The sequence below is a fragment of the Cupriavidus sp. L7L genome, from assembly GCF_004353535.1.
GTDB classification, from domain to species: domain Bacteria; phylum Pseudomonadota; class Gammaproteobacteria; order Burkholderiales; family Burkholderiaceae; genus Cupriavidus; species Cupriavidus oxalaticus_A.
Genome location: NZ_SMNY01000002.1, coordinates 131,664 through 153,026, shown reverse-complemented (window position 1 = coordinate 153,026; position 21,363 = coordinate 131,664). Strand labels below are relative to the sequence as shown.

At 67.5% G+C, this 21,363-nt stretch carries 15 protein-coding genes; 10 read left to right on the top strand and 5 right to left on the bottom strand.

The genetic code is table 11. From position 1 onward, the window contains the following. Positions 1-241: 241 nt before the first annotated feature. The 3 genes from panC to E1J61_RS02000 all read right to left on the bottom strand — a co-directional run bounded on the left by panC (position 242) and on the right by E1J61_RS02000 (position 2,380). Complete coding sequence (gene panC, locus E1J61_RS02010) at positions 242-1,090, bottom strand: pantoate--beta-alanine ligase (RefSeq protein ID WP_133092505.1); 849 nt, start codon at positions 1,088-1,090, stop codon at positions 242-244. Between the two features lie 179 nt (positions 1,091-1,269). After that, positions 1,270-2,160: a ScpA family protein gene (locus tag E1J61_RS02005; RefSeq protein WP_133092504.1), complete on the bottom strand. Its 891-nt coding sequence runs from the start codon at positions 2,158-2,160 to the stop codon at positions 1,270-1,272. Between the two features lie 28 nt (positions 2,161-2,188). Continuing rightward, complete coding sequence (locus E1J61_RS02000; protein ID WP_029046065.1) at positions 2,189-2,380, bottom strand: DUF3460 family protein; 192 nt, start codon at positions 2,378-2,380, stop codon at positions 2,189-2,191. Positions 2,381-2,628: 248 nt separating this feature from the next. Here E1J61_RS02000 and E1J61_RS01995 point away from each other — a divergent pair, with 248 nt between their 5' ends. The 3 genes from E1J61_RS01995 to bamE are packed head-to-tail and all read left to right on the top strand — an operon-like array spanning position 2,629 to position 9,197. Then, entirely contained in the window at positions 2,629-4,446 is a 1,818-nt protein-coding gene (locus E1J61_RS01995; protein WP_133092503.1) for an autotransporter assembly complex family protein, read from the top strand. A 28-nt stretch (positions 4,447-4,474) separates the two neighbouring features. Further along, entirely contained in the window at positions 4,475-8,590 is a 4,116-nt protein-coding gene (locus tag E1J61_RS01990; protein WP_133092502.1) for a translocation/assembly module TamB domain-containing protein, read from the top strand. Positions 8,591-8,648: 58 nt separating this feature from the next. Continuing rightward, the gene (gene bamE / locus E1J61_RS01985; protein WP_133092501.1) at positions 8,649-9,197 is read left to right on the top strand and encodes an outer membrane protein assembly factor BamE; all 549 of its coding nucleotides are present in this window, start codon (positions 8,649-8,651) and stop codon (positions 9,195-9,197) included. A 66-nt stretch (positions 9,198-9,263) separates the two neighbouring features. Here bamE and metG read toward each other — a convergent pair whose 3' ends face one another. Next, positions 9,264-11,324, bottom strand: coding sequence for a methionine--tRNA ligase (metG, locus tag E1J61_RS01980; protein WP_133092500.1), 2,061 nt, complete (start codon positions 11,322-11,324; stop codon positions 9,264-9,266). Positions 11,325-11,622: 298 nt separating this feature from the next. Beyond that, positions 11,623-12,261, bottom strand: coding sequence for an OmpA family protein (locus E1J61_RS01975; protein ID WP_133092499.1), 639 nt, complete (start codon positions 12,259-12,261; stop codon positions 11,623-11,625). A gap of 360 nt (positions 12,262-12,621) precedes the next feature. Between E1J61_RS01975 and apbC the strand changes: the two genes are divergently transcribed. The 7 genes from apbC to E1J61_RS01940 all read left to right on the top strand — a co-directional run bounded on the left by apbC (position 12,622) and on the right by E1J61_RS01940 (position 21,353). Then, entirely contained in the window at positions 12,622-13,710 is a 1,089-nt protein-coding gene (apbC, locus tag E1J61_RS01970) for an iron-sulfur cluster carrier protein ApbC (protein WP_133092498.1), read from the top strand. Positions 13,711-13,736: 26 nt separating this feature from the next. Next, positions 13,737-14,285 (top strand): DUF3305 domain-containing protein, encoded by a 549-nt coding sequence (locus tag E1J61_RS01965; RefSeq protein WP_133092497.1) that lies wholly within the window; start codon positions 13,737-13,739, stop codon positions 14,283-14,285. 22 nt (positions 14,286-14,307) lie between these two features. Next, entirely contained in the window at positions 14,308-14,946 is a 639-nt protein-coding gene (locus E1J61_RS01960; protein WP_133092496.1) for a DUF3306 domain-containing protein, read from the top strand. A 99-nt stretch (positions 14,947-15,045) separates the two neighbouring features. Next, a complete protein-coding gene (locus E1J61_RS01955; protein ID WP_133092495.1) occupies positions 15,046-17,247 on the top strand; it encodes a 4Fe-4S binding protein in 2,202 nt (733 codons plus the stop codon). 27 nt (positions 17,248-17,274) lie between these two features. After that, on the top strand, positions 17,275-17,907 hold the full coding sequence (locus E1J61_RS01950) for a molecular chaperone (protein WP_133092494.1): 633 nt from the start codon (positions 17,275-17,277) through the stop codon (positions 17,905-17,907). A 122-nt stretch (positions 17,908-18,029) separates the two neighbouring features. Then, positions 18,030-18,245 carry a formate dehydrogenase gene (locus tag E1J61_RS01945; protein WP_063240102.1) on the top strand — a complete coding sequence of 72 codons (216 nt, stop codon included), beginning with the start codon at positions 18,030-18,032 and terminating at the stop codon, positions 18,243-18,245. Positions 18,246-18,314: 69 nt separating this feature from the next. Next, the gene (locus E1J61_RS01940) at positions 18,315-21,353 is read left to right on the top strand and encodes a molybdopterin-dependent oxidoreductase (protein WP_133092493.1); all 3,039 of its coding nucleotides are present in this window, start codon (positions 18,315-18,317) and stop codon (positions 21,351-21,353) included. The last annotated feature ends 10 nt before the right edge of the window (positions 21,354-21,363 follow it).

The following is a 21,363-nucleotide window of genomic DNA, read 5'->3' as shown; positions in this document are numbered from 1 at the left end:
GCTTCTTGACCGTGTTGCCATCGCGATAGGACTCGCGCAGCAGGACGGCGGGGGGCGAGTTGCGGTTGGGGACGTGTTCGATATACATGAACACTTATTCAAGCACAACTCTGCTGAAACGCAATAGATAAACACTAATTTACATGGCTACATAATAGTCACAAAAAATGGCCGAAACCCAGCGCCGACGCGGGTTCCGGCCATTCGAGAAGCCAAAGCTCGGACTAACCCGCGCCCGCGCTCAGATTTCCAGGTTGTCGATCAGGCGGGTCGCGCCCAGCTTGGCCGCGGTCAGCACCACCAGCGGCTCGCCGGCGACAAATTCCTCGTGCGTCGGCGCCTGCAGGTTGCTGCGCTTGCGGATCGACACGTAGTCCGGCTTCCAGCCGCGCCTGGCCAGCGCTGCCACGGCATTGGCCTCCACCGCCAGCAGGTCGGCGCCGGCGCGGTCGCTGCCCAGCACCGTGTCGCGCACCTCATGCAGCGTGCGGTACAGCACCGGCGCCTCGGCGCGCTCGTCCGGGCTCAGGTAGCGGTTGCGCGACGACAGCGCAAGGCCGTCTTCGTCGCGAATGGTCTCGGCCGGGATGATGTCGATCGGCAGCGCGAATTGCTGCACCATGCGGCGCACGATCATCAGCTGCTGGTAATCCTTCTTGCCGAACACCGCCACGCGCGGCTGCGCGCACGAGAACAGCTTCATCACCACCGTGCATACGCCCTTGAAGAAGCCGGGGCGGAACTCGCCTTCCAGGATGTCGCCCAGGTCGTGCGGCGGCTCGACGCGGTATTCCTGCGGCACCGGGTACATATCGCGCTCGGAGGGCGCAAACAGCACATAGACGCCTTCCTTCTGCAGCTTCTCGATATCGTCCTGCAGCGTGCGCGGATACTTGTCGAAATCCTCGTTGGGGCCGAACTGCAGGCGGTTCACGAAAATCGACGCCACCACCGGGTCGCCGTGCTGCCGCGCCAGGCGCATCAGCGACAGGTGGCCTTCGTGCAGGTTGCCCATGGTGGGGACGAAGGCAGCGCGGTTCTGGCCGCGCAGCTGGTCCCGCAGCTCTTGGATGGAGGAAATGACTTTCATCTGGCTAGGTGTGCTGTCGTGAGGGTGTGACCCGTGGCGCCGGTCTCCGGGGGGCGGCGCCGTGACATGCCGGGCCTTCGGGGCGTTTTGCCTTCCTGGCGCTTTTTGGGCCTATTGTGCCGGCTGTCGGCGGATTGTAGATCAAGTGGGACGGGGGCGGACCCTGCCGCAAGGGTGGGTCAGGAAGGGCTGTACGCCAATCGCACATAAATTGGCGCGAACGGCTCGGCCTGGGTGATCTCGACCAGCGACTCGCGCGACAGCTCCAGCATGGCGATAAAGTTGACCACCACCACCGGCACGCCCTTGCCCGAGCGGATCGCGTCCTCGAACAGTTCCGAGAACTCCATGAAGCGCGCATGCTGCAGCCGGCGCAGGATCTGGCTCATGTGCTCGCGCACCGATAGCTCCTCGCGCGAGATCTTGTGGTGCTGGTTCAGCTTGGCGCGCTTGAGCACGTCGGCCCAGGCGGCCTGCAGGTCGATGGTCTCGACTTCGGGGAAGCGCGGCGCCAGGCTCTGCTCGATATAGACCTGCGAGCGCAGGAAGTCGCGGCCGAGCTGCGGCACCGTGTCCAGGCGCTGCGCGGCCAGCTTCATCTGCTCGTACTCCAGCAGGCGGCGCACCAGTTCGGCGCGCGGGTCCTCGGCGTCTTCGTCGCTGTCGGCCTTCTTGACCGGCAGCAGCATCCGCGACTTGATCTCGATCAGCATGGCCGCCATCAGAAGGTATTCCGCCGCCAGCTCCAGGTTGGTCTTGCGGATCTGCTCGATATACGACAGGTACTGTCGCGTGACCTGCGACATCGGGATGTCGAGGACGTTGAAGTTCTGCTTGCGGATCAGATACAGCAGCAGGTCCAGCGGGCCTTCGAACGCTTCCAGGAAGATTTCGAGCGCATCGGGCGGGATGTACAGGTCCTGGGGCAGCTTGAACAGCGGCTCGCCGTACAGGCGCGCGAACGCCATCCCGTCGACCATGTCGGCGGGACCCGCGGGCCCGGCAAGGTTGTCGGCAGCGCCGGCGACCGCGGCGGGCAGCGGCAGCTTGTCCTGGTCGGCTGTGCTCATCGCCGGTGGCAGGGCGCGCTGGCGGGGATCAGTTGTCCTGGGAGTAGACGTATGGCTTCTGGGCCACTCGCGACGCCTGGGCGCGGGCGCGCTCTTCCAGGTCGATCGGCGCCTTGTCCCACAGCAGGGCGCGGCCGTCGCGCTGCTCGGCTTCGAGCGTCGGGCGCTCTTGCTTGAGTTGCTTCAGGAACTGGGTGATCTCGGATTCGTACATGGCCATGGTGAAACCGTATGCGCCGCTTGGGGCGTGTAATGGATGCAGTGGGGCAGGATTTTACAGTATCGGCCCGGCGCGGGGTCGCATTTGGCCCCCGGCCTGCTTTCCGGGGGTAGGAAGATTCCGGACGCAGCGCGGTGTGTGGTCAAATACCGACTTCGTATGTGTGGACAAACGGCGATGCCGCGAGACACCGCTATCACCGCTAAACCTGCTGACACCGCGTCCGGGGCGCCCGGCGACTTCAACGGATGACGATCGACCGCACCGGGGGGACGGATACGGCACATCCCGCGCCGCTGCCCTGGCGGGCGCGCGCGGCCGCGTTCGCGCTCGCCGCGCTGCTGATGATGCTGCTGCCGGCCGGTGCCGCGCTCGGCGCCTACAAGGTCGAGGTCGAAGCCCCCAAGCCGATCAAGGAGATGCTCGAAGAGCACCTGGACCTGTCGCGCTACAAGGACCGCACCGACCTGTCGCAGGACCAGTTCGACTACATGGTCGAGACCGTGGGCGAGCAGGTGCGCCAGTTCACCTCGACCGAAGGCTATTTCGATCCGACCACCACCACCCGCGTGGAGGGCGAGGGCGACAAGCGCGTGGTCCACGTCACGGTCGACCCTGGCGCGCGCACGCTGATCCGCAATGTCGATGTCCAGGTGACCGGCCCGGCGGCGACGCGCTCGCCCGAGCAGGTGGCCGAGATGCAGGCCAAGTGGGGCCTGCCGGCGGGCGACCCGTTCCGCCAGGCCGACTGGGACAAGGCCAAGGAAGACGCGCTGGTGACGCTGCAGAGCCACAACTACTACGGTGCGCGGCTGGCAGCGTCGCAGGCGCGGGTGGAGCCCGACGAGCTGCGCGCCGACCTGTCCGCGCACTACGCCAGCGGGCCGGCCTACCTGCTGGGGCCGCTCAAGGTCCGCGGCAACCGCCGTTACCCGGAAGAGATCGTCTACAACGTCAACCCGCTCAGCGAGGGCGAGCCGTACCGCGTCGAGCGGCTGCTCGAGCTGCAGCGCGCGATCCAGAACCAGCCGTATTTCTCCAACGTCCAGGTCGACCTGGAGCCGCCGCCGGATGCCGACAAGGCGCCCGACGGCGTGGTCACCGCGCCGGTGTCGGTGCGCGTGCGCGAATACCCGGTGCACCGGCTCAACAGCGGCGTCGGCTTTACCACCGATACCGGCGCACAGGTGGAAGGGCGCTATTCCTACTACAACCTGTTCAACCGCGGCTGGACCTTCGACTCGCAGGCGCGGATCGAACAGAAGCGGTCCTACCTGTTCGCCGAGGCGGCGATGCCGCCGTCCCGCGGCGCCTACCGCAACAGCGTGTACAGCAGCTACGAGCGCACCATCGATCTCGAGAACACCGATACCACCAGCCTGCGCGCGGGCCTGAAGCGCTCGCGCTCGCGCGAGAAGTACGACGTCACCACGTCGCTCGACTTCTACTATGACAAGCTGCTGCCCGAGGGCCAGGCGGCCCAGATCAGCAAGGCGCTGGTGCCGGCCTTCGCCTGGACCCGGCGCGATGTCGACAACCCGGTGTTCCCGCGCCGCGGCAACGTGATCAGCACCCAGGTCGGCGTGGCCGCGCGGGGTTTCCTCAGCGATGCTACCTTCCTGCGCCTGTATGGCCGTATCCGCCAGTACATCCCGGTGGGCAAGCACGACCTGGTGGTGGCGCGGCTGGAACTGGGCGCCGACCTGACCGGTGACAGTTCGAGCCAGATCCCGGCAACGCTGCGCTTCCGCGCCGGCGGCACCGATTCGATCCGCGGCTACACCTACCAGTCGATCGGCACCCCCAGCGGCTCCAGCATCCTGCCGGCCAAGTATCTCGGCACCGGCAGCCTGGAGTACCAGTACTGGTTCAAGCCCGACTGGGGCGTGGCGGTGTTCTGGGACCTGGGCACGGCCGCCGACAACCTGCGCGGCGTGACGATCTACAACGGCGTGGGCGTCGGCGTGCGCTGGCGCACGCCGGTGGGCCCGCTGCAGCTGGACGTCGGCTACGGCATCCAGGAACAGCAGTTCCGGCCGCATATCTCGCTGGGGGTGGCGTTCTGATGGCCGCCCGCGCGCATGGGATGCGAACATGAGCGCCCACGACCTGCCCGACGTGCCCGGCGAGGGCACGCCCGCTGAGCCGAACCCGCCCGCACCGCGCAAGCGCCGGCGCGTATGGCGCGCGCTCGCCTGGCTGGTCGGCGTGCTGGTGTTGCTGGTGGTGGCGCTGGTCGGCGCGGGCGTGGCGGCACTGGGCACCGAGGCCGGCACGCGCCACCTGTGGACGCTGGCGACTCGGCTGTCGGCCGGCATGCTCAGCGGCCGGCTCGAAGGCGGCACGGTGGCACATGGCCTGCGGCTGCGCGACGTGGTCTTTGCCAGCGGCCAGACCCGCGTGACGGTAGACCGCGTCGATGGCAGCTGGGCCGTGACCTGGCAGCCGCGCCGCCTGCACTTCGACTACCTGCGCATCGGCAAGGCCGAGGTCCGGCTGGGCCCGTCGGAGCCGAGCACCGAGCCGGCGCAGATGCCGAAGTCGCTGGAACTGCCGCTGGCGATCGACGTCGACGCGCTGACCCTGGAGCGGCTGGCGCTGCTGCAGGGCACGTCACCCGCCGCCGAGCCGATGGTGTTCGCCAACCTGTCCGGCGCGCTGCACAGCGACGGCCAGCACCACCGCGTCAGCGTGGACAAGCTGGAGACGCCGTACGGCAAGCTTGCAACCAACGCCCAGATCGGCGCACGCGCGCCATTCCCGCTCAGCGCCGAGGCGCTGCTGGAGGCGAGCTGGCAGAAGGAGTCCTTTGCCGTCAACGCCACCGCCAGGGGCACGCTCGAAGCCTTGCGCGCCGAGCTGCAGGCCAACGGCGACCGCATCCATGCGCGCGCCGGCGCCGACCTGACGCCGTTCGGCAAGGTGCCGTTCACAAACCTGCTGGTCGATGGCGAGCGCATCAACCCGCGGCTGTTCAGCCCCACCGCGCCGCAGGCCAACCTGACGGTGCATGCCGAGCTGCGGCCGGTGGATGGCGCGGCGGCGACCCCGGCGCCGCCTGCCGCATCCGCACCCTCCGCATCCGCACCCGCCGCGGTGCCGCCGCCCGCGCCGCTTGCCGTCGCAGGCGACATCGAGATCCGCAACCTTGAAGCCGGCCTGCTCGACAAGGAGCGCCTGCCCGTGCATTCGGTGCGCGCCCACGTCGAACTGAGCGAAATGGCGCAGGCCATCAGCAACCTGCGCGTGGCGCTGACCGGCAAGGCCGAAATCACCGGCGGCGGCTCGCTGCGCGATGGGCGCGGCGGCTTCGACCTTGACGTGCACCGGCTCGACCCCGCAGCGCTGCATGGCTCGCTCACCAGCGCCAGCCTGTCCGGCCCGGTGGTGCTGCGCTTGGAGCCCGGCCGGCAGAGCGTGGCGCTGGACCTGTCCGGCGCTGCGCTCAAGCTGTTTGCCGACGCCAGCATGGACGCCGACACCGTCACGCTGGGCGCGCTGCGCGCGACCGTCGGCCCCGGCGTGCTGAGCGCGGAAGGCAAGCTCGGCCTGAAGGACAGGCAGCCGTTCAGCTTCAAGGGCAAGCTGGCGTCGTTCGATCCGTCGCGGCTGGCCAAGGTGGCCGCGGGCCGCATCAACGCTGACTTCAGCGCCAGCGGCGAGATTGCCCCGGTGCTTGGCGTGGCGCTGGATTTTGCCGTGCACGAGAGCGAATACGCCGGCCTGCCGATGACCGGCGGCGGCAAGGTGCGGCTCGCCGGCGAGCGGCTGCTGCCAAGCGAAGCGGCGCTCAATATGGCCGGCAACCAGGCCAACCTGCGCGGCAGCTTCGGCGCGCGCGGCGACCAGCTCAGGCTGGCGGTCGACGCGCCGCAGCTGGAGCGGCTCAAGTTCGGCGTGGCCGGCAAGCTCAAGCTCGATGCCACCATCACCGGCACGCTGAAGAAGCCCGAGGTGGTGGCCGACTACAACGCGCAGGCACTGGAAGTGGGACCGCACAAGGTGGCCAGCGCCAGCGGCCGCGCCGAGGTGCGCGGCGGGCTGGACGGACCGCTGTCGGTGCAGCTGGCCGCGCGCGACTACCGCGGGCCGCAGGCCAGCCTCAGCACGCTCGACGCGACCCTCAACGGCACCCAGGCCAACCACGCCTTCGACGTCAAGGCCGCCGGCACCCTCAACCGCCGGCCGCTGCAGCTGGCGCTGGCGGGGCAGGGCGCATGGAAAGGCAAGGAGGGCTGGAACGGCACCATCCGCACGCTGGAAGAGCGCAGCACCGTCAACCTGCGGCTGGCCGCGCCGACACAGCTGCTGGTCGCCGACCAGCGCGTGCGCCTGGGCGCCACGCGGCTGCTGATGGACAACGCCACGCTCGCCATCGACAGCTTCGACTGGGACCATGGCCGCATCCGCAGCCAGGGCACGCTGAACGGCCTGCAGGTCGGCCACGTGCTCGAACTGATGGAAACCATCACCGGCGAGAAACCGCCGGTGCGCTCCGACCTGGTCATCGACGGCCGCTGGAACCTGGCGCTGGCCGAGACCGCGAGCGGGTTTGCCGAAGTGCGCCGGCGCAGCGGCGACCTGTCGGTCAATGCCGGCCGCGGCTTTACCACCATGGGCCTGGGCGAAACCAGCCTGCGCGCCGAGGCGGGCGGCAACCGCATCGCGCTGCGCGGCGGCATGGTGTCGGGGCGCATCGGCAAGGTGGCGGTCGATGCCTCGGCCGGGCTGGTGCAGGAACAGGGCCTGCAGACGGTGGGGCCGGCATCGACGCTGGCGGGCACCGTCACGGTCGATGTGCCGCGCCTGAAGTCGCTCGAGGCGCTGACCGGGCCGCAGTATGCCTTCGACGGGCGCCTGGCCGCGGCGCTGCGGCTGGGCGGCACGGTCGGCGCGCCGCTGCTGGCCGGCACCATCGATGGCGACAATCTCGCCGTCACGCTGTATGACATCGGCCTGCGCCTGACCGACGGCACCGTGCGCGTGGCGCTCGACCAGAACACAGTGGAACTGAAGCACGTCGAGTTCCACGGCGGCGACGGCAAGATCACCGCCACCGGCAACGTCAAGCTGGGCGAGGCCGATCCCAACCTGACCGGCAAGATCGTCGCCGACAAGCTGCAGCTGTTCGCCAGCCCGGAACGCACGCTGGTGGTGTCGGGCGATGCCAGCATCGCCAACGAAAACAAGCAGGTCGTGATCCGCGGCAAGTTCCGCGTCGACCGCGGCCTGTTCGACCTGCCCAAGGCCGGCGCGCCGGTGCTGGGCGACGACGTGGTGGTGATCCGCCGCAAGGACCAGCGCGCGGTCAAGACCGCCGCGACGCCGGTGGTGCCCGAGACCAAGCCGGCGAGCAAGTTCAGCCCGGTGATCGACCTGACCGTCGACCTGGGCAACGACTTCCGCTTCCGCGGCGCGGGCGCCGACCTGCTGCTGGCCGGCCAGCTCGGGGTCAAGAGCGAACCGCTGGTGCCGCTGAAGGCCCTCGGCACGGTGCGCGTGACGGATGGCACCTACGAGGCCTTCGGCCGCAAGCTGGACATCGAGCGCGGTATCATCAACTTCAACGGCCCGATCGACAACCCGAACATGAACATCCGCGCCATGCGCCGCAACCAGGAAGTGGAGGCGGGCGTGGAGGTGACCGGCACGGTGCGGCTGCCGCGCGTGCGGCTGGTGTCGGAGCCCAACGTGCCCGACGAAGACAAGCTGTCGTGGCTGATGTTCGGCTACGGCGCCGAAAGCGCCGGCGCGGGCCAGCAGCGGGCGCTTGGCGGCGCCGCGCTGGGTGGGGCCGCGCTTGGCATGATAGGCGGCAAGGCGGGCAAGGGCATCGTCTCGCATTTCGGCATCGACGAATTCTCGATCGGGCCCAGCACCGCGGGCCTGAACGACCAGCAGGTGGTCAGCATGGGCAAGGCCATTACCGACCAGATCGCGGTGGGCTACGAACAGAGCCTGACCTCGGCCTCGAACGTGGTGAAGCTGACCTGGCAGTTCTCGCGGCGCTGGTCGCTGATTGCCAAGGGCGGCTCCATCAACGGATTGTCGGTCTTGTTCAACCGCCGCTTCGACAGCTGGGCGATCCTGTTCTCGGGCGCCTCGAACCGCCGCGGCACCAGCAGGAGCCAGGATGACGGCCAGATACTCGATCCGGAAAGCGCGGCCGCGGCCGCTTCGGCAGTCATTGCCGAGCCCGTGCGCCGCTGAAGTAAGCGCCACCCACCTACGCCCCGCCAACTACGCGTCGCCGCGACGCCTTGCCGCCATGGGACTGATTGCCTCTGTGCTTGCGCTGTTCGGCTGCGACCAGCGCAAGGTCGATGAAGCGATGAACAAGGCGGGCGAAACCGCGCGCAACACCTGGAACGCGATCAAGCCCGACAGCCAGCTGTTCAAGGGCATCGTGCCCGGCCAGTCCACCGAGGAAGAGCTGCGGCGCCAGGCCGGCAAGCCCGAGATCGTCTGGGAAGAGGCAGACGGCGGCCGCCGGCTGGAATACCCGCGCGGCCCCGAGGGTACCACCACGTGGATGGTCACCATCGGCGCGGACGGCAAGGTCGCGCGCATCGAGCAGGTGCTGACGCCGGAGAATTTCGCGCGCGTGCGCGCCGGCATGAGCAAGGACGATATCCGCCGCCTGCTGGGCAAGCCGACCAAGGTCGAGGCCTTCGCGCTGAAGAAGGAAGAAGTGTGGGGCTACCGCTGGATGGAGACCTCGACCGACAAGGCCTTCTTCAATGTGCATTTCAACAGCGATGGCACCGTGACGACGACTTCGCGCAGCGACGATCCGTCGAAGATGCAGGGCGGCTGACACCACCTCGGTGCAAAAAAAAGCGGCCGCCCGAAGGCCGCCGCCGCTTCCTGCGCGCGATCCGCTTCAGCGAATCCGCATGCCCGGCACCGCTCCGCTGTGCGGCTCCAGGATATACAGGCCCGGCGCGGCCTTCTCATCAGCCGCCGATGCCGCCAGCACCATGCCCTCGGACATGCCGAACTTCATCTTGCGCGGTGCCAGGTTGGCCACCACCACGGTCAGCTTGCCGACCAGCTGCTCGGGCGCGTAGGCCGACTGGATGCCCGAGAACACGTTGCGGGTCTTGCCTTCGCCCAGGTCCAGCGTCAGCTGCAGCAGCTTGTTCGAGCCTTCGACCTTCTGGCATTCCACAATCCTGGCCACGCGCAGGTCCACCTTGGCGAAATCGTCGATGGTGATGGTCTCGGCCACCGGCTCGATCGACGCTGCCGCGGCAGCGGGCGCCGCCGTGGCCTGCAGCGATTCGCGGTTGGCCGCCAGCAGTGCGTCGACCTGCTTGGAATCGACGCGCGTCATCAGGTGCTGGTAGGCCTGCACCGGGTTGGCCGCGGACAGCTGCTTGTCGATGGCGCGCCAGTCAAGCGGCTCGACGTTCAGGAAGCGTTCGACGCCGGCGGCCACGTTCGGCACCACCGGCTTCAGGTACACCGTCAGCAGGCGGAAGGCTTCCAGCGACACCGAGCAGGCGGCGTGCAGCGCGGCGCGCTTGCTTTCGTCCTTGGCCAGTTCCCACGGCTTCTCGGTGTCGACGAAGGCGTTGACCGTGTCGGTCAGCTCCATCACTTGGCGCAGCGCCTTGCTGTACTCGCGTGCTTCATACAGCTGCGCGATCTGCGGCGCGGCCTGGCGCAGCTGCTCCAGCAGCGGGTGCGCCAGCGCGGCCTCGTCGACCTTGCCTTCGAAGCGCTTGACCAGGAAGCCAGCCGCGCGGCTGGCGATATTCACGTACTTGCCGATCAGGTCGCTGTTGACCCGGGCGATGAAGTCGTCCAGGTTCAGGTCCAGGTCTTCCATGCTCGCATTGAGCTTGGCGGCGAAGTAGTAGCGCAGCCATTCCGGGTTCATGCCGGTGTCGATGTAGCTCTGCGCGGTGATGAAGGTGCCGCGCGACTTGCTCATCTTGGCGCCGTCCACCGTCAGGAAGCCGTGTGCGAACACATTGGTCGGCGTGCGGTAGCCCGAGAAGCGCAGCATTGCCGGCCAGAACAGCGTGTGGAAGTACAGGATGTCCTTGCCGATGAAGTGGTACTGCTCGGCGGTGGAGTGCGGGCCGACCCAGGCGTCGAAGTCGATGCCGCGCTGCTGCGCCAGGTTCCTGAAGCTGGCGTAGTAACCGATCGGCGCGTCCAGCCACACATAGAAATACTTGCCGGGAGCGCCGGGGATCTCGAAGCCGAAGTAGGGCGCATCGCGCGAGATGTCCCAGTCCGACAGCGTCGAGGCCTCGCCTTCGCCGCCCAGCCATTCCTGCATCTTGTTGGCGGCCTCGGGCTGCGCCAGGTCGGCCACCCATTCGCGCAGGAAGGTCTCGCAGCGCGGATCGGACAGCTTGAAGAAGAAGTGCGTCGACGACTTGCGCACCGGCGTGGCGCCCGAGACCACCGAGTAAGGGTTCTTCAGGTCGGTCGGCACATAGGTAGTGCCGCAAACCTCACACGAGTCGCCGTACTGGTCCTTGGCCCCGCACTTCGGGCATTCGCCCTTGATGAAGCGGTCCGGCAGGAACATGTTCTTGACGGGGTCGAAGAACTGCTCGACATCGCGCTCGGCGATCAGGTCCTCGGCCTTCAGGGCCAGGTAAATCTTCTCGCACAGCTCGCGGTTTTCATCCGCGTCGGTGCTGTAGTAGTTGTCGAACGACACCAGGAAGCTGTCGAAATCGCGCTTGTGCTCGGTCCAGACGCGGTCGATTAGCTGCTTGGGGGTGATGCCTTCCTTCTCGGCGCGCAGCATCACCGGGGTGCCATGCGTGTCGTCGGCGCCGACGTAGTAGACCTCGTTGCCCATCATGCGCTGGAAACGCACCCAGATATCGGTCTGGATGTATTCCACCAGGTGGCCGATATGGATCTGGCCGTTGGCATAAGGCAGGGCGGATGTGACGAGGATGCGACGTGCGGTCATAGACGAAGAGCCGGTCAGGGGCGGGGAATATCAGTGGCGACGGCGCTGCGCGCGAGGCGGCGCGTGCCGGGGAGGGGCTATTTTAGCAACGTAGTGCCGCGGATGCGCCGGTTCCGCATGGCGGAATCCGCTGAAATGGCACAGGCCATTCCCTGCAAACGGCCAAAAAAAAGCGCCGGTCAGTGCCGGCGCAGCTTTCCACAACGGAAAAGGAGGAGAAATCAGGTACCGCCCGGGAGGTCAGCCACCCATCGCGAGCCAGCAACGGTGGCAAGCGGTACCTGTTTCTATGACAGGGTCACCCTTGAATTGGTTTCAAAAAAATTTCGACACGGCGATTTTGTTGCCGGCCAGCCTCGGTGGCATTGTCCGCAACGGGCTGGGCCTGGCCCCGGCCCTCGGCCGTCAGGCGGTTCCGTGCGACGCCGCGGTCACCCAGGTAGCTCGCTACGCTCTGGGCCCGGCGCTGCGACAGCTGCATGTTGTAGCTGGGATTGCCGGTGCTGTCGGTATGGCCCACGACGTTGGCACTGACATCCTGGTGCTGGCCCAGCGTCTGGGCGACCTGGTCGAGCACGGAGCGGAACGACGGCTTGATGCTGGCGCTGTCGGTATCGAAGGTCACCTGGCTGGGGATGTTCACCTTCAGCGAGCCGTCCGGCTGCTCGGTGATCTGGGTGCCGGTGCCGGCGGTGTCCTTGTTCAGCTTGCCGCGGATGGCATTCCAGTTGTAGCCGGTCGCACCGCCGACGGCTCCGCCCACGGCCGCGCCGACCAGCGTGCCGGTGGTATTGCCGCCGATCAGGTTGCCAAGCCCCGCGCCCACCGCGGCGCCTACGCCGGTACCGACCGCCGTATGGGTCTGCTGTTCGGTGGCGCAACCCGCGGCCAGCAAGGTGGCAGCGGCGAGCGAGACAGTGACGAGCTTGATCTTCATGCTTTCTCCTTCTGATATTCCCGTAATGTTCCTGGTACCGCATGCGGATGGTAACCGCAAGGCGATACCGCAGATAACCCTTTGTGCGCGTTGGCGGCGGCGCGGCCGGCGCGGGGGCCAATGCCCGGGTGCCTGTCCGCCCAACCGCACTACAATATGGATATGGCGGCCCGCGCACAAGTGCAAGGTTGTGAGATTTGTAAATGTCTGTAATCCCACACCTGGCACAAGGGTTTGCCCGCGCTTCTCCGGCTACCCATGGCCGTTGCTTCATACTTTGATACATTAGGCGCCAGTCCAGCCGATGGCGCCGGCCGTACGGGCCATCCCCACAGTCAGAAAAACCAAGCGGAGGTTGTCTTGAGCGTCAGCACTGAGCAGGTCACCGAAGCCCTGCGCACCGTCATCGACCCCAACACGGGCAAGGACCTGGTGTCCACGCGCTCGGCCCGGAACATCCGGGTCGACGGCGGCGAGGTTTCGCTGGAAGTCGAACTCGGCTATCCCGCCAAGAGCCAGCTGGACCCGATCCGCAAGCTGGTGGTTGCCGCGGTACGGCAAGTGCCGGGCGTCACCAACGTCAGCGTGGCCGTGACCATGAAGATCGTCGCGCACGCGGTGCAACGCGGCATCAAGCTGCTGCCGGGCGTGAAGAACGTGATTGCCGTCGCCTCGGGCAAGGGCGGGGTGGGCAAGTCCACCACCGCGGTCAACCTGGCGCTGGCGCTGGCCGCCGAGGGCGCGCGCGTGGGCATGCTCGATGCCGATATCTACGGCCCCAGCCTGCCGATGATGCTCGGCATCGACGGCCGCCCCGAATCCGCCGACGGCCAGACCATGGAGCCACTGGAGGGCCATGGCGTGCAGGCCAACTCGATCGGCTTCCTGATCGAGCAGGACAACCCAATGGTGTGGCGCGGGCCGATGGTCACCTCGGCGCTGGAGCAGTTGCTGCGCCAGACCAACTGGCACGACCTCGACTACCTGATCGTCGACATGCCGCCGGGCACCGGCGATATCCAGCTGACGCTGTCGCAGAAGGTGCCTGTCACCGGCGCGGTGATCGTCACCACGCCGCAGGACATCGCGCTGCTCGACGCCAAGAAGGGCCTGAAGATGTTCGAGAAGGTGGGCATCCCCATCCTCGGCATCGTCGAGAACATGGCGGTGTACTGCTGCCCGAACTGCGGCCACGTCGAGCATATCTTCGGCCAGGGCGGCGGCGAGAAGATGTGCGCCGACTATGGCGTGGAGCTGCTGGGCAGCCTGCCGCTGAACCTGCAGATCCGCGAGCAGGCCGATTCGGGCCGTCCCACCGTGGTGGCCGAACCGGACAGCCCCGTGGCCGAGCTGTACCGCGGCATCGCGCGCAAGGTGGCGATCAAGGTCGCCGACAAGGCGCGCGACATGACCAGCAAGTTCCCGAGCATCGTCGTGCAGAACACCTGAGCGCGCGGCTTGCCGCGCCAGCAGCCATGGAAGCCGAAACCACGCCCTTGCCACAGTCGCCGCCACCCGGCGCCCGTCCCGCCGTCACCACGGCGGTGGTGATGCGCAAGGTGGCGCTGGCCAACCGCTGGCAGCCATGGAAATGGCAGCTCGACGCGGTGCTGCCGGACCTGGGCGAGTTCGGCACGCACGCGGTCTGCCTGGAACACGACGAACACGGCGCGCGCTGGCTGTATCCCGGCTTCGAGGTCGAGCTGTTCCGCGACCAGGGCGAGGGCTATTACCTGAACCTGACCTCGACCACGCCATGCTGGTTCGTGCTGTGGCGCATGCCCGAGGACGAGGACGGCGGCGGCACCGGTGAAGACGCCCACCCCGTGCCGATGACGGTCACGCTGTCGTACAACGAAGCCGGCCGCTGGCTCGACGCCGGCGAGATCGTCGAGAACGTGCCGCTGGCACCGGAGCAGCGCGACTGGCTGCAGGCCTACGTCAACGAGCATTACCGGCCCGAGCCGAAGCAGCGGCGCCGGCCCGAATCCTTCAAGGCGCCGCAGGACCGCGCGCGCTACTGACCTTGCTGTTTCGCATACGCCGATGAGCGATTCGTCCTTCCTGTCACGCTGGTCGCGCCGCAAGGCCGCGGTGCGGGAGGGCGTGGCCGTGCCGGCGGAGCCGCTGCCGCCTGCCGAGGCATCACCGTTGCCCGTGCCACCGCAGGCTGCGACCGCGGTGCCGGAGGCCGGCCCGGAAGTCCCCCTGCCGACCCTGGCCGACGTGGCGGCGCTGCGTCCCGGCGACAATATCGCCCGCTTCGTCGCGCGCGGCGTCGATGAATCGGTCAAGCGCGCCGCGCTCAAGACGCTGTTTGCCGATCCGCATTTCAATGTGATGGACGGCCTCGACACCTACATCGACGACTACGGCAAGCCCGACCCGATCCCGCCGGGGATCCTGCGCCAGCTGCGCCAGGCCGAGTCGCTGGGGCTGTTCGAGCCGACCGACGAGGAGCGCGCTGCGGCCCAGGCGGCCGCAGCCGCCGCACAGCCGGACGCACAAGTCGCCGCACAAGTCGCCGCACAACCGGACGATGTACCGCCGGCGGCGCCCGCAGTGGCCAGCGACCCGGCTGGCGCTACGGACATACCCGCATCCTCCGAAACGCCGCCGCCGGTGGCCAGTCAAAGCGCAAAACAGGGCCCGCAAGGTCCGCAAGATCCGGATAAGTGCGCGTAGCCCCACCGGGCAGCGCAGCCTACAATAGGCTTCCCCACAATCCGCCGGGCCGCAGACCCTCGCAAGAAGGACGTCCGGACCGGTCAGCACGCATTCGCCATGCCGACGCTGATCTGCAATTGCAACGACACCATGCCGCTTGACGGGGCGGCGCTGTCGGAAGCCAGCCAGGGCCCGCAGCAAGGCCAGCAACAAGGCAAGCAACAAGGTCCGCTCAAGGTCCACCATCTGCTGTGCCGGCGCGAAATCGGCGCCTTCACCGCCGCACTGGACGGCACCGACGATGTCATCGTGGCCTGCACGCAGGAGCGCGCGCTGTTTACCGAAGTTGCCGCGCAGACCGCCCAGGGCCAGGATGGACGCCCGGTGGTGACCGCCCCGGTCCGCTTCGTCAATATCCGCGAGACCGGTGGGTGGTCGCAGGGCGCGCGGCGCGATCCGCGGACCGCCAATGCCAAGATCGGCGCGCTGCTGGCGGTAGCCGCGTTGCCCGAGCCGGAGCCGGTGCCCGTGGTCGACTACCGCTCCGACGGCTCGGTGCTGGTGCTGGGCCCGGCGCAGCGCGCGCTGCCCTGGGCGGAACGGCTCGCGGCCATGCAGTTCGAGGTCACGGTGCTGCTGACGGGCAGCGCGCCGGGCGAGGGCGCTGCCGCACAGCCTTTCGGACGTACCTATCCGGTACATAGTGGACGGCTGTCCGCGCTTGCCGGCTGGCTCGGCGCCTTCGAAGCCAGCTGGGAAACCGGCGCGGGACGCAGCAACCCGATCGACCTGGACCTGTGCACCCGCTGCAATGCCTGCATCGATGCCTGCCCGGAAGACGCGATCGATTTCAGCTATCAGATCGACCTGTCGCGCTGCCGCTCGCACCGCGACTGCGTGCGCGCCTGCGGCGCTGCCGCGGCCATCGACTTCGACCGGCCGCAAGGCACCATGCAAGGCCGCTTCGACCTGGTCTTCGACCTGTGCGACCAACCCGCCTTCACCATGCACCAGCCCCCGCAAGGCTACCTGCATGCCGGCGCCGACCCGGCGCGGCAGCAGGCGCTGGCGCTGACGCTGGCGGGCCTGGTAGGCGAGTTCGAGAAGCCGAAATTCTTCCGCTACAAGGACAGCCTGTGCGCGCATGGCCGCAACCAGACCACCGGCTGCACGGCTTGTATCGACATTTGCTCGACCCGGGCGATCCAGTCGCGCTGGCATGACGGCAAGGGCCGCATCGAGGTCACGCCCAACCTGTGCATGGGCTGCGGGGCGTGCACCACGGTGTGCCCCAGCGGTGCCATCAGCTACGGCTATCCCGGCCCGGAGACGACCGGCACTCGCCTGCGTACGCTGCTGGCCGCCTACCGGCAGGCCGGCGCGCGCGACCCGGTCGTGCTGCTGCACGGCGAGGAATATGGCACGCCCGCCTTGCTGGCGCTGGGCCGCGCCGCGCGCGCGGGCCGTGCCGCCGGCGTGCCCGCCAATGTGATGCCGCTGTCGCTGTTCCACCCGGCCGCGGCCGGGCTGGAGCTGTGGCTGGCTGCGCTGTGCTGGGGTGCCAGCCGCGTGGCGGTGCTGCTCACCGGCGATGAGGCGCCGCAGTACCGCACCGCGCTGCGCGAGCAGATGGAAGTCGCCCGCGCATTGCTGGCGGGACTGGGTTATGACGCCGACGTGCTGTCCCTGGTCGAGGCGGCAGATACGCCCACGCTGGATGCCGGCCTGTCCGCGTTGCGTCCGGGCCGCAATGCGCTGCCGCCGGCGCCGTTCGGCGCCGTTGCAGCCAAGCGCGAGATGCTGGACTTCGTGTTCGACCACCTGGTGCGCCACGCGCCGGTGCCCGCCGACATCGTGCCGCTGCCGGCGGCCGCGCCGATTGGCGCGATTGCTGTCGATACCGGCAAGTGCACCTTGTGCATGGCGTGCGTCGGCGCCTGCCCGTCGCAGGCCCTGCGCGACAACCCCGAGCGCCCCGTGCTGAGCCTGATCGAACGCAATTGCGTGCAGTGCGGCCTGTGTGAAAAGACCTGCCCGGAAGATGCGATTACGCTGGTGCCGCGCCTGCTGGCCGGCGAAGCCGCGCGCCGCCCGGTCACGCTCAACGAGTCCCAGCCGTTCCATTGCGTGCGCTGCGCCAAGCCGTTCGGCACGGCGCAGATGGTGGAATCGATGCTGGTCCGGCTGGCCGGCCACCCGGCATTTTCCGGCGCCGCCGCCGAGCGGCTGAAGATGTGCCCGGATTGCCGCGTGATCGACATGATGGAGCACGAGAGCGGGACCATGAGCGGCACTGTGAGCGGCACCACGCTGCGCTGAGCCTCCATCGACACAATTTATCACGACATGACAGATTTCCAGCCGATCCAGCTCACCGCGGCACCGCACGCCGACGATGCCGAGGACACCGCCCGCGCCGACCTGTACGGCCTGCTGGCCACGCTGTTCTATCGTGCGCCCGATGCCGCGCTGCTGCACCACATCGCGGCCAACCGCGCCGTCGGCGAAGATGCCGATACGGTACTGGGCAAGGCGTGGAATGCGTTGTGCGCTGCAGCAGCCGAGACCACGGCGGCGGAGGTTGAAGAGGAATACCGGGAGCTATTCGTCGGCGTGGGCCGGCAGGATGTGTTCCTGTATGGCTCGTTCTACCTGACCGGCTTTCTCAACGAGCGTCCGCTGGTGGCGCTGCGCGAAGACCTGGCCCGCTATGGCCTGGAGCGCCACGACGGCGTCAGCGAGACCGAGGACCACATCGCCACGTTGTGCGAGGTGATGCGCTTCCTGGTGGCTGGCGAGGACCTGTCGGTGTCCAACCTCGGCGAGCAGCAGCGCTTCTACGCACAGCACCTGCAGCCCTGGGTCGAGAAATTGTGCGATGCGGTGATCGCGCACCCGCAGGCGCGTTTCTATCGCAGCGCCGCCGGGTTGCTGGCCGCGTTCGCCAGTGTCGAGGCGCTGGCGCTGGAGATGAACTAAGGACCGCAGGTCAGGAAAAACCCTTGCATATCATGGTCTTTCCTGCAAGATGCTTCTAGAATATGCATAACAACGCATAACGGCGAAAACCATCGGGCTTTGACAGCCGAGGAGCCCCCCACATGAGAGAGAAGCCAACCCGGGTCGCGCGCCGCTCATTTCTCGCGGGCGCTGGAGTTGTGGCTGCCGCAACGGGTGCGGCAGCGCTGACAGCGCGTGGGCCGGCACTACCGGACCAGGCCGCCGCTCTGCCGGAACCCGCCGACACCCCGTCGGACAGCAAGGGCTACCGGGTCTCAGAACACATTCGCAAGTACTACCGGACCACACTGGTGTAAGTGCCAGGGCGGCGTGGTTCGCCGCGCCGCCAGCAAACGGACGGCTCTCGTCCGCATCTGAGGTGAGACATGATCTTGACCCGCAAACGCGCGGCGCAGGGCGCATCCGCCCGCCTCGCTGACGGCCTCGCCAACCGGCACGATCCTGCCGGCGTGCAAGCCGGAACCGGACGCCTCTCACAGCGGCTCGCCGCAAGCCTGGCCGGCGCCATGCCGACCATGGATCGCCGCAGTTTCCTCAAGCGCTCGGGCATCGGCGTCGGTGCCGGCCTGGCGGCGTCGCAACTGACGCTGCTGCGCAAGGCCGATGCCGCCGACGACAAGAAGGGCGCCGCCGATGGCAAGAGCGGCATCGTCGTGCGCCGCACCGTATGCGGCCACTGCTCGGTCGGCTGCGCGGTCGACGCGGTGGTGCAGAACGGCGTGTGGATCCGCCAGGAACCGGTGTTCGATTCGCCCATCAACCTGGGTGCGCACTGCGCCAAGGGCGCTGCGCTGCGCGAGCACGGCCACGGGGAATACCGGCTGAAGTACCCGATGAAGCTGGTCAACGGCAAGTACCAGCGTATCAGTTGGGACCAGGCGCTCGACGAGATCACCGCGAAGATGAAGGAGATCCGCCAGCAGACCGGCCCGGACTCGCTGTTCTTCATCGGCTCGTCCAAGCACAGCAACGAGCAGGCGTACCTGCTGCGCAAGTGGGTTTCGTTCTTCGGCACCAACAACACCGACCACCAGGCGCGCATCTGCCACTCCACCACGGTGGCGGGCGTCGCCAATACCTGGGGCTACGGTGCGATGACGAACTCGTACAACGATATGCAGAACTCGAAGGCAGCGCTGTATATCGGTTCGAACGCGGCCGAGGCGCATCCCGTGTCGATGCTGCACCTGCTGCACGCCAAGGAAAACGGCTGCAAGGTGATCGTGGTCGACCCGCGCTACACGCGCACCGCGGCCAAGGCGCATCACTATGTGCGCATTCGCTCGGGTACCGACATCGCCTTCCTGTTCGGCATGCTGTACCACATCTTCAAGAACGGCTGGGAAGACCAGAAGTACCTGCACGACCGCGTCTACGGCATGGACAAGGTCAAGGAAGAGGTGCTGGCCAAGTGGACGCCCGACAAGGTCGAGGAAGTGACCGGCGTGCCCGAGGCGCAGGTCTACCTGGTTGCCGAGACCATGGCCAAGAACCGCCCCAGCACGCTGGTGTGGTGCATGGGCCAGACCCAGCACACCATCGGCAACGCGATCGTGCGCGCGTCGTGCCTGGTGCAGCTGGCGCTGGGCAATATCGGCGTGGCGGGCGGCGGCGCCAACATCTTCCGCGGCCATGACAATGTGCAGGGCGCCACCGACGTCGGGCCCAACCCCGACTCGCTGCCTGGCTACTACGGCCTGGCCACCGGCGCATGGAAGCACTATGCGGCGGTGTGGGGCGTGGACTATGAATGGATCAAGAAGCAGTTCGCCTCGCAGACGATGATGGAGAAGTCCGGCACCACGGTGTCGCGCTGGATCGATATCGTCACCGAGAAGAACGAGCTGATCGACCAGGACAACAACGTGCGCGGCGTGTTCTTCTGGGGCCATGCCCCGAACTCGCAGACGCGCGGCCTGGAGATGAAGAAGGCGCTGGACAAGCTCGACCTGCTGGTGGTGATCGACCCGTATCCGTCAGCGACCGCGGCCATGGCAAACATGCCGCCGGCCGAGGGCGACAAGGTCAACCCGAACCGCGCCGTGTACCTGCTGCCGGCGGCCACGCAGTTCGAGACCTCGGGCACGTGCACGGCCTCCAACCGCTCGCTGCAATGGCGCGAGAAGGTGATCGAGCCGCTGTTCGAATCGATGCCCGACCAAACCATCATGCAGGCGTTCGCCGACAAGCTTGGCTTTGGCAAGGAGCTGTCGAAAAACATGAAGCTGATCGAGGTCAAGCGCGCCGGCCGCACCTGGATGGAGCCGGAGCCGGAATCGATCCTGCGCGAAATCAACGCCAGCAACTGGACCATCGGCTACACCGGCCAGTCGCCCGAACGGCTGAAAGCGCATATGCGCAATATGCAGATGTTCGACGTCAAGACGCTGCGCTGCAAGCAAGGGAAGGACCCCGTCACGGGCTACGACCTGACCGGCGACTACTTTGGCCTGCCGTGGCCGTGCTACGGCACGCCGGAGCTGAAGCACCCGGGTTCGCCAAACCTGTATGACACCAGCAAGCACGTGATGGACGGCGGCGGCAACTTCCGCGCCAACTTCGGCGTGGAGCGCGACGGCGTCAACCTGCTGGCCGAGGACGGTTCGTACTCGCTGGGCGCGGAGATCACCACCGGCTATCCCGAGTTCGACCACGTGCTGCTGAAGAAGCTGGGCTGGTGGGACGAGCTGACCGATGCCGAGAAGGCCAAGGCCGAGGGCAAGAACTGGAAGACCGACCTGTCTGGCGGCATCCAGCGCGTGGTGCTGAAGAACCATGGCTGCCACCCATTCGGCAATGCCAAGGCGCGGGCGGTGGTGTGGAACTTCCCGGACCCGATCCCGCAGCACCGCGAGCCGCTGTACTCCACGCGGCCCGACATGGTCGCCAAGTACCCGACCCACGACGACAAGATGGCGTTCTGGCGGCTGCCGACGCTGTACAAGTCGGTGCAGCAGCGCAATATCGAGAACAAGGTCTACGAGAAGTTCCCGATCATCCTGACCTCCGGGCGGCTGGTCGAGTACGAGGGCGGCGGCGAGGAAACCCGCTCCAACCCGTGGCTGGCCGAGCTGCAGCAGGAGAACTTTGTCGAGATCAACCCGCGCGCGGCTTCCGACCGGGGCATCCGCAACGGCGACTTCTGCTGGGTCAGGACGCCGACCGGCGCCGCGCTGAAGGTGCGCGCGCTGGTGACCGAGCGGGTCGGGCCGGATACCGCCTTCATCCCGTTCCACTTCTCGGGCTGGTGGCAGGGCAAGGACCTGAAGGACTACTACCCGGAAGGCGCGATGCCGGTGGTGCGGGGCGAAGCCGTCAACACCGCCACCACGTATGGCTATGACTCGGTGACGATGATGCAGGAGACCAAGACCACCGTTTGCCAGATCGAGCGGTTTGCATAAGCCACAGGAC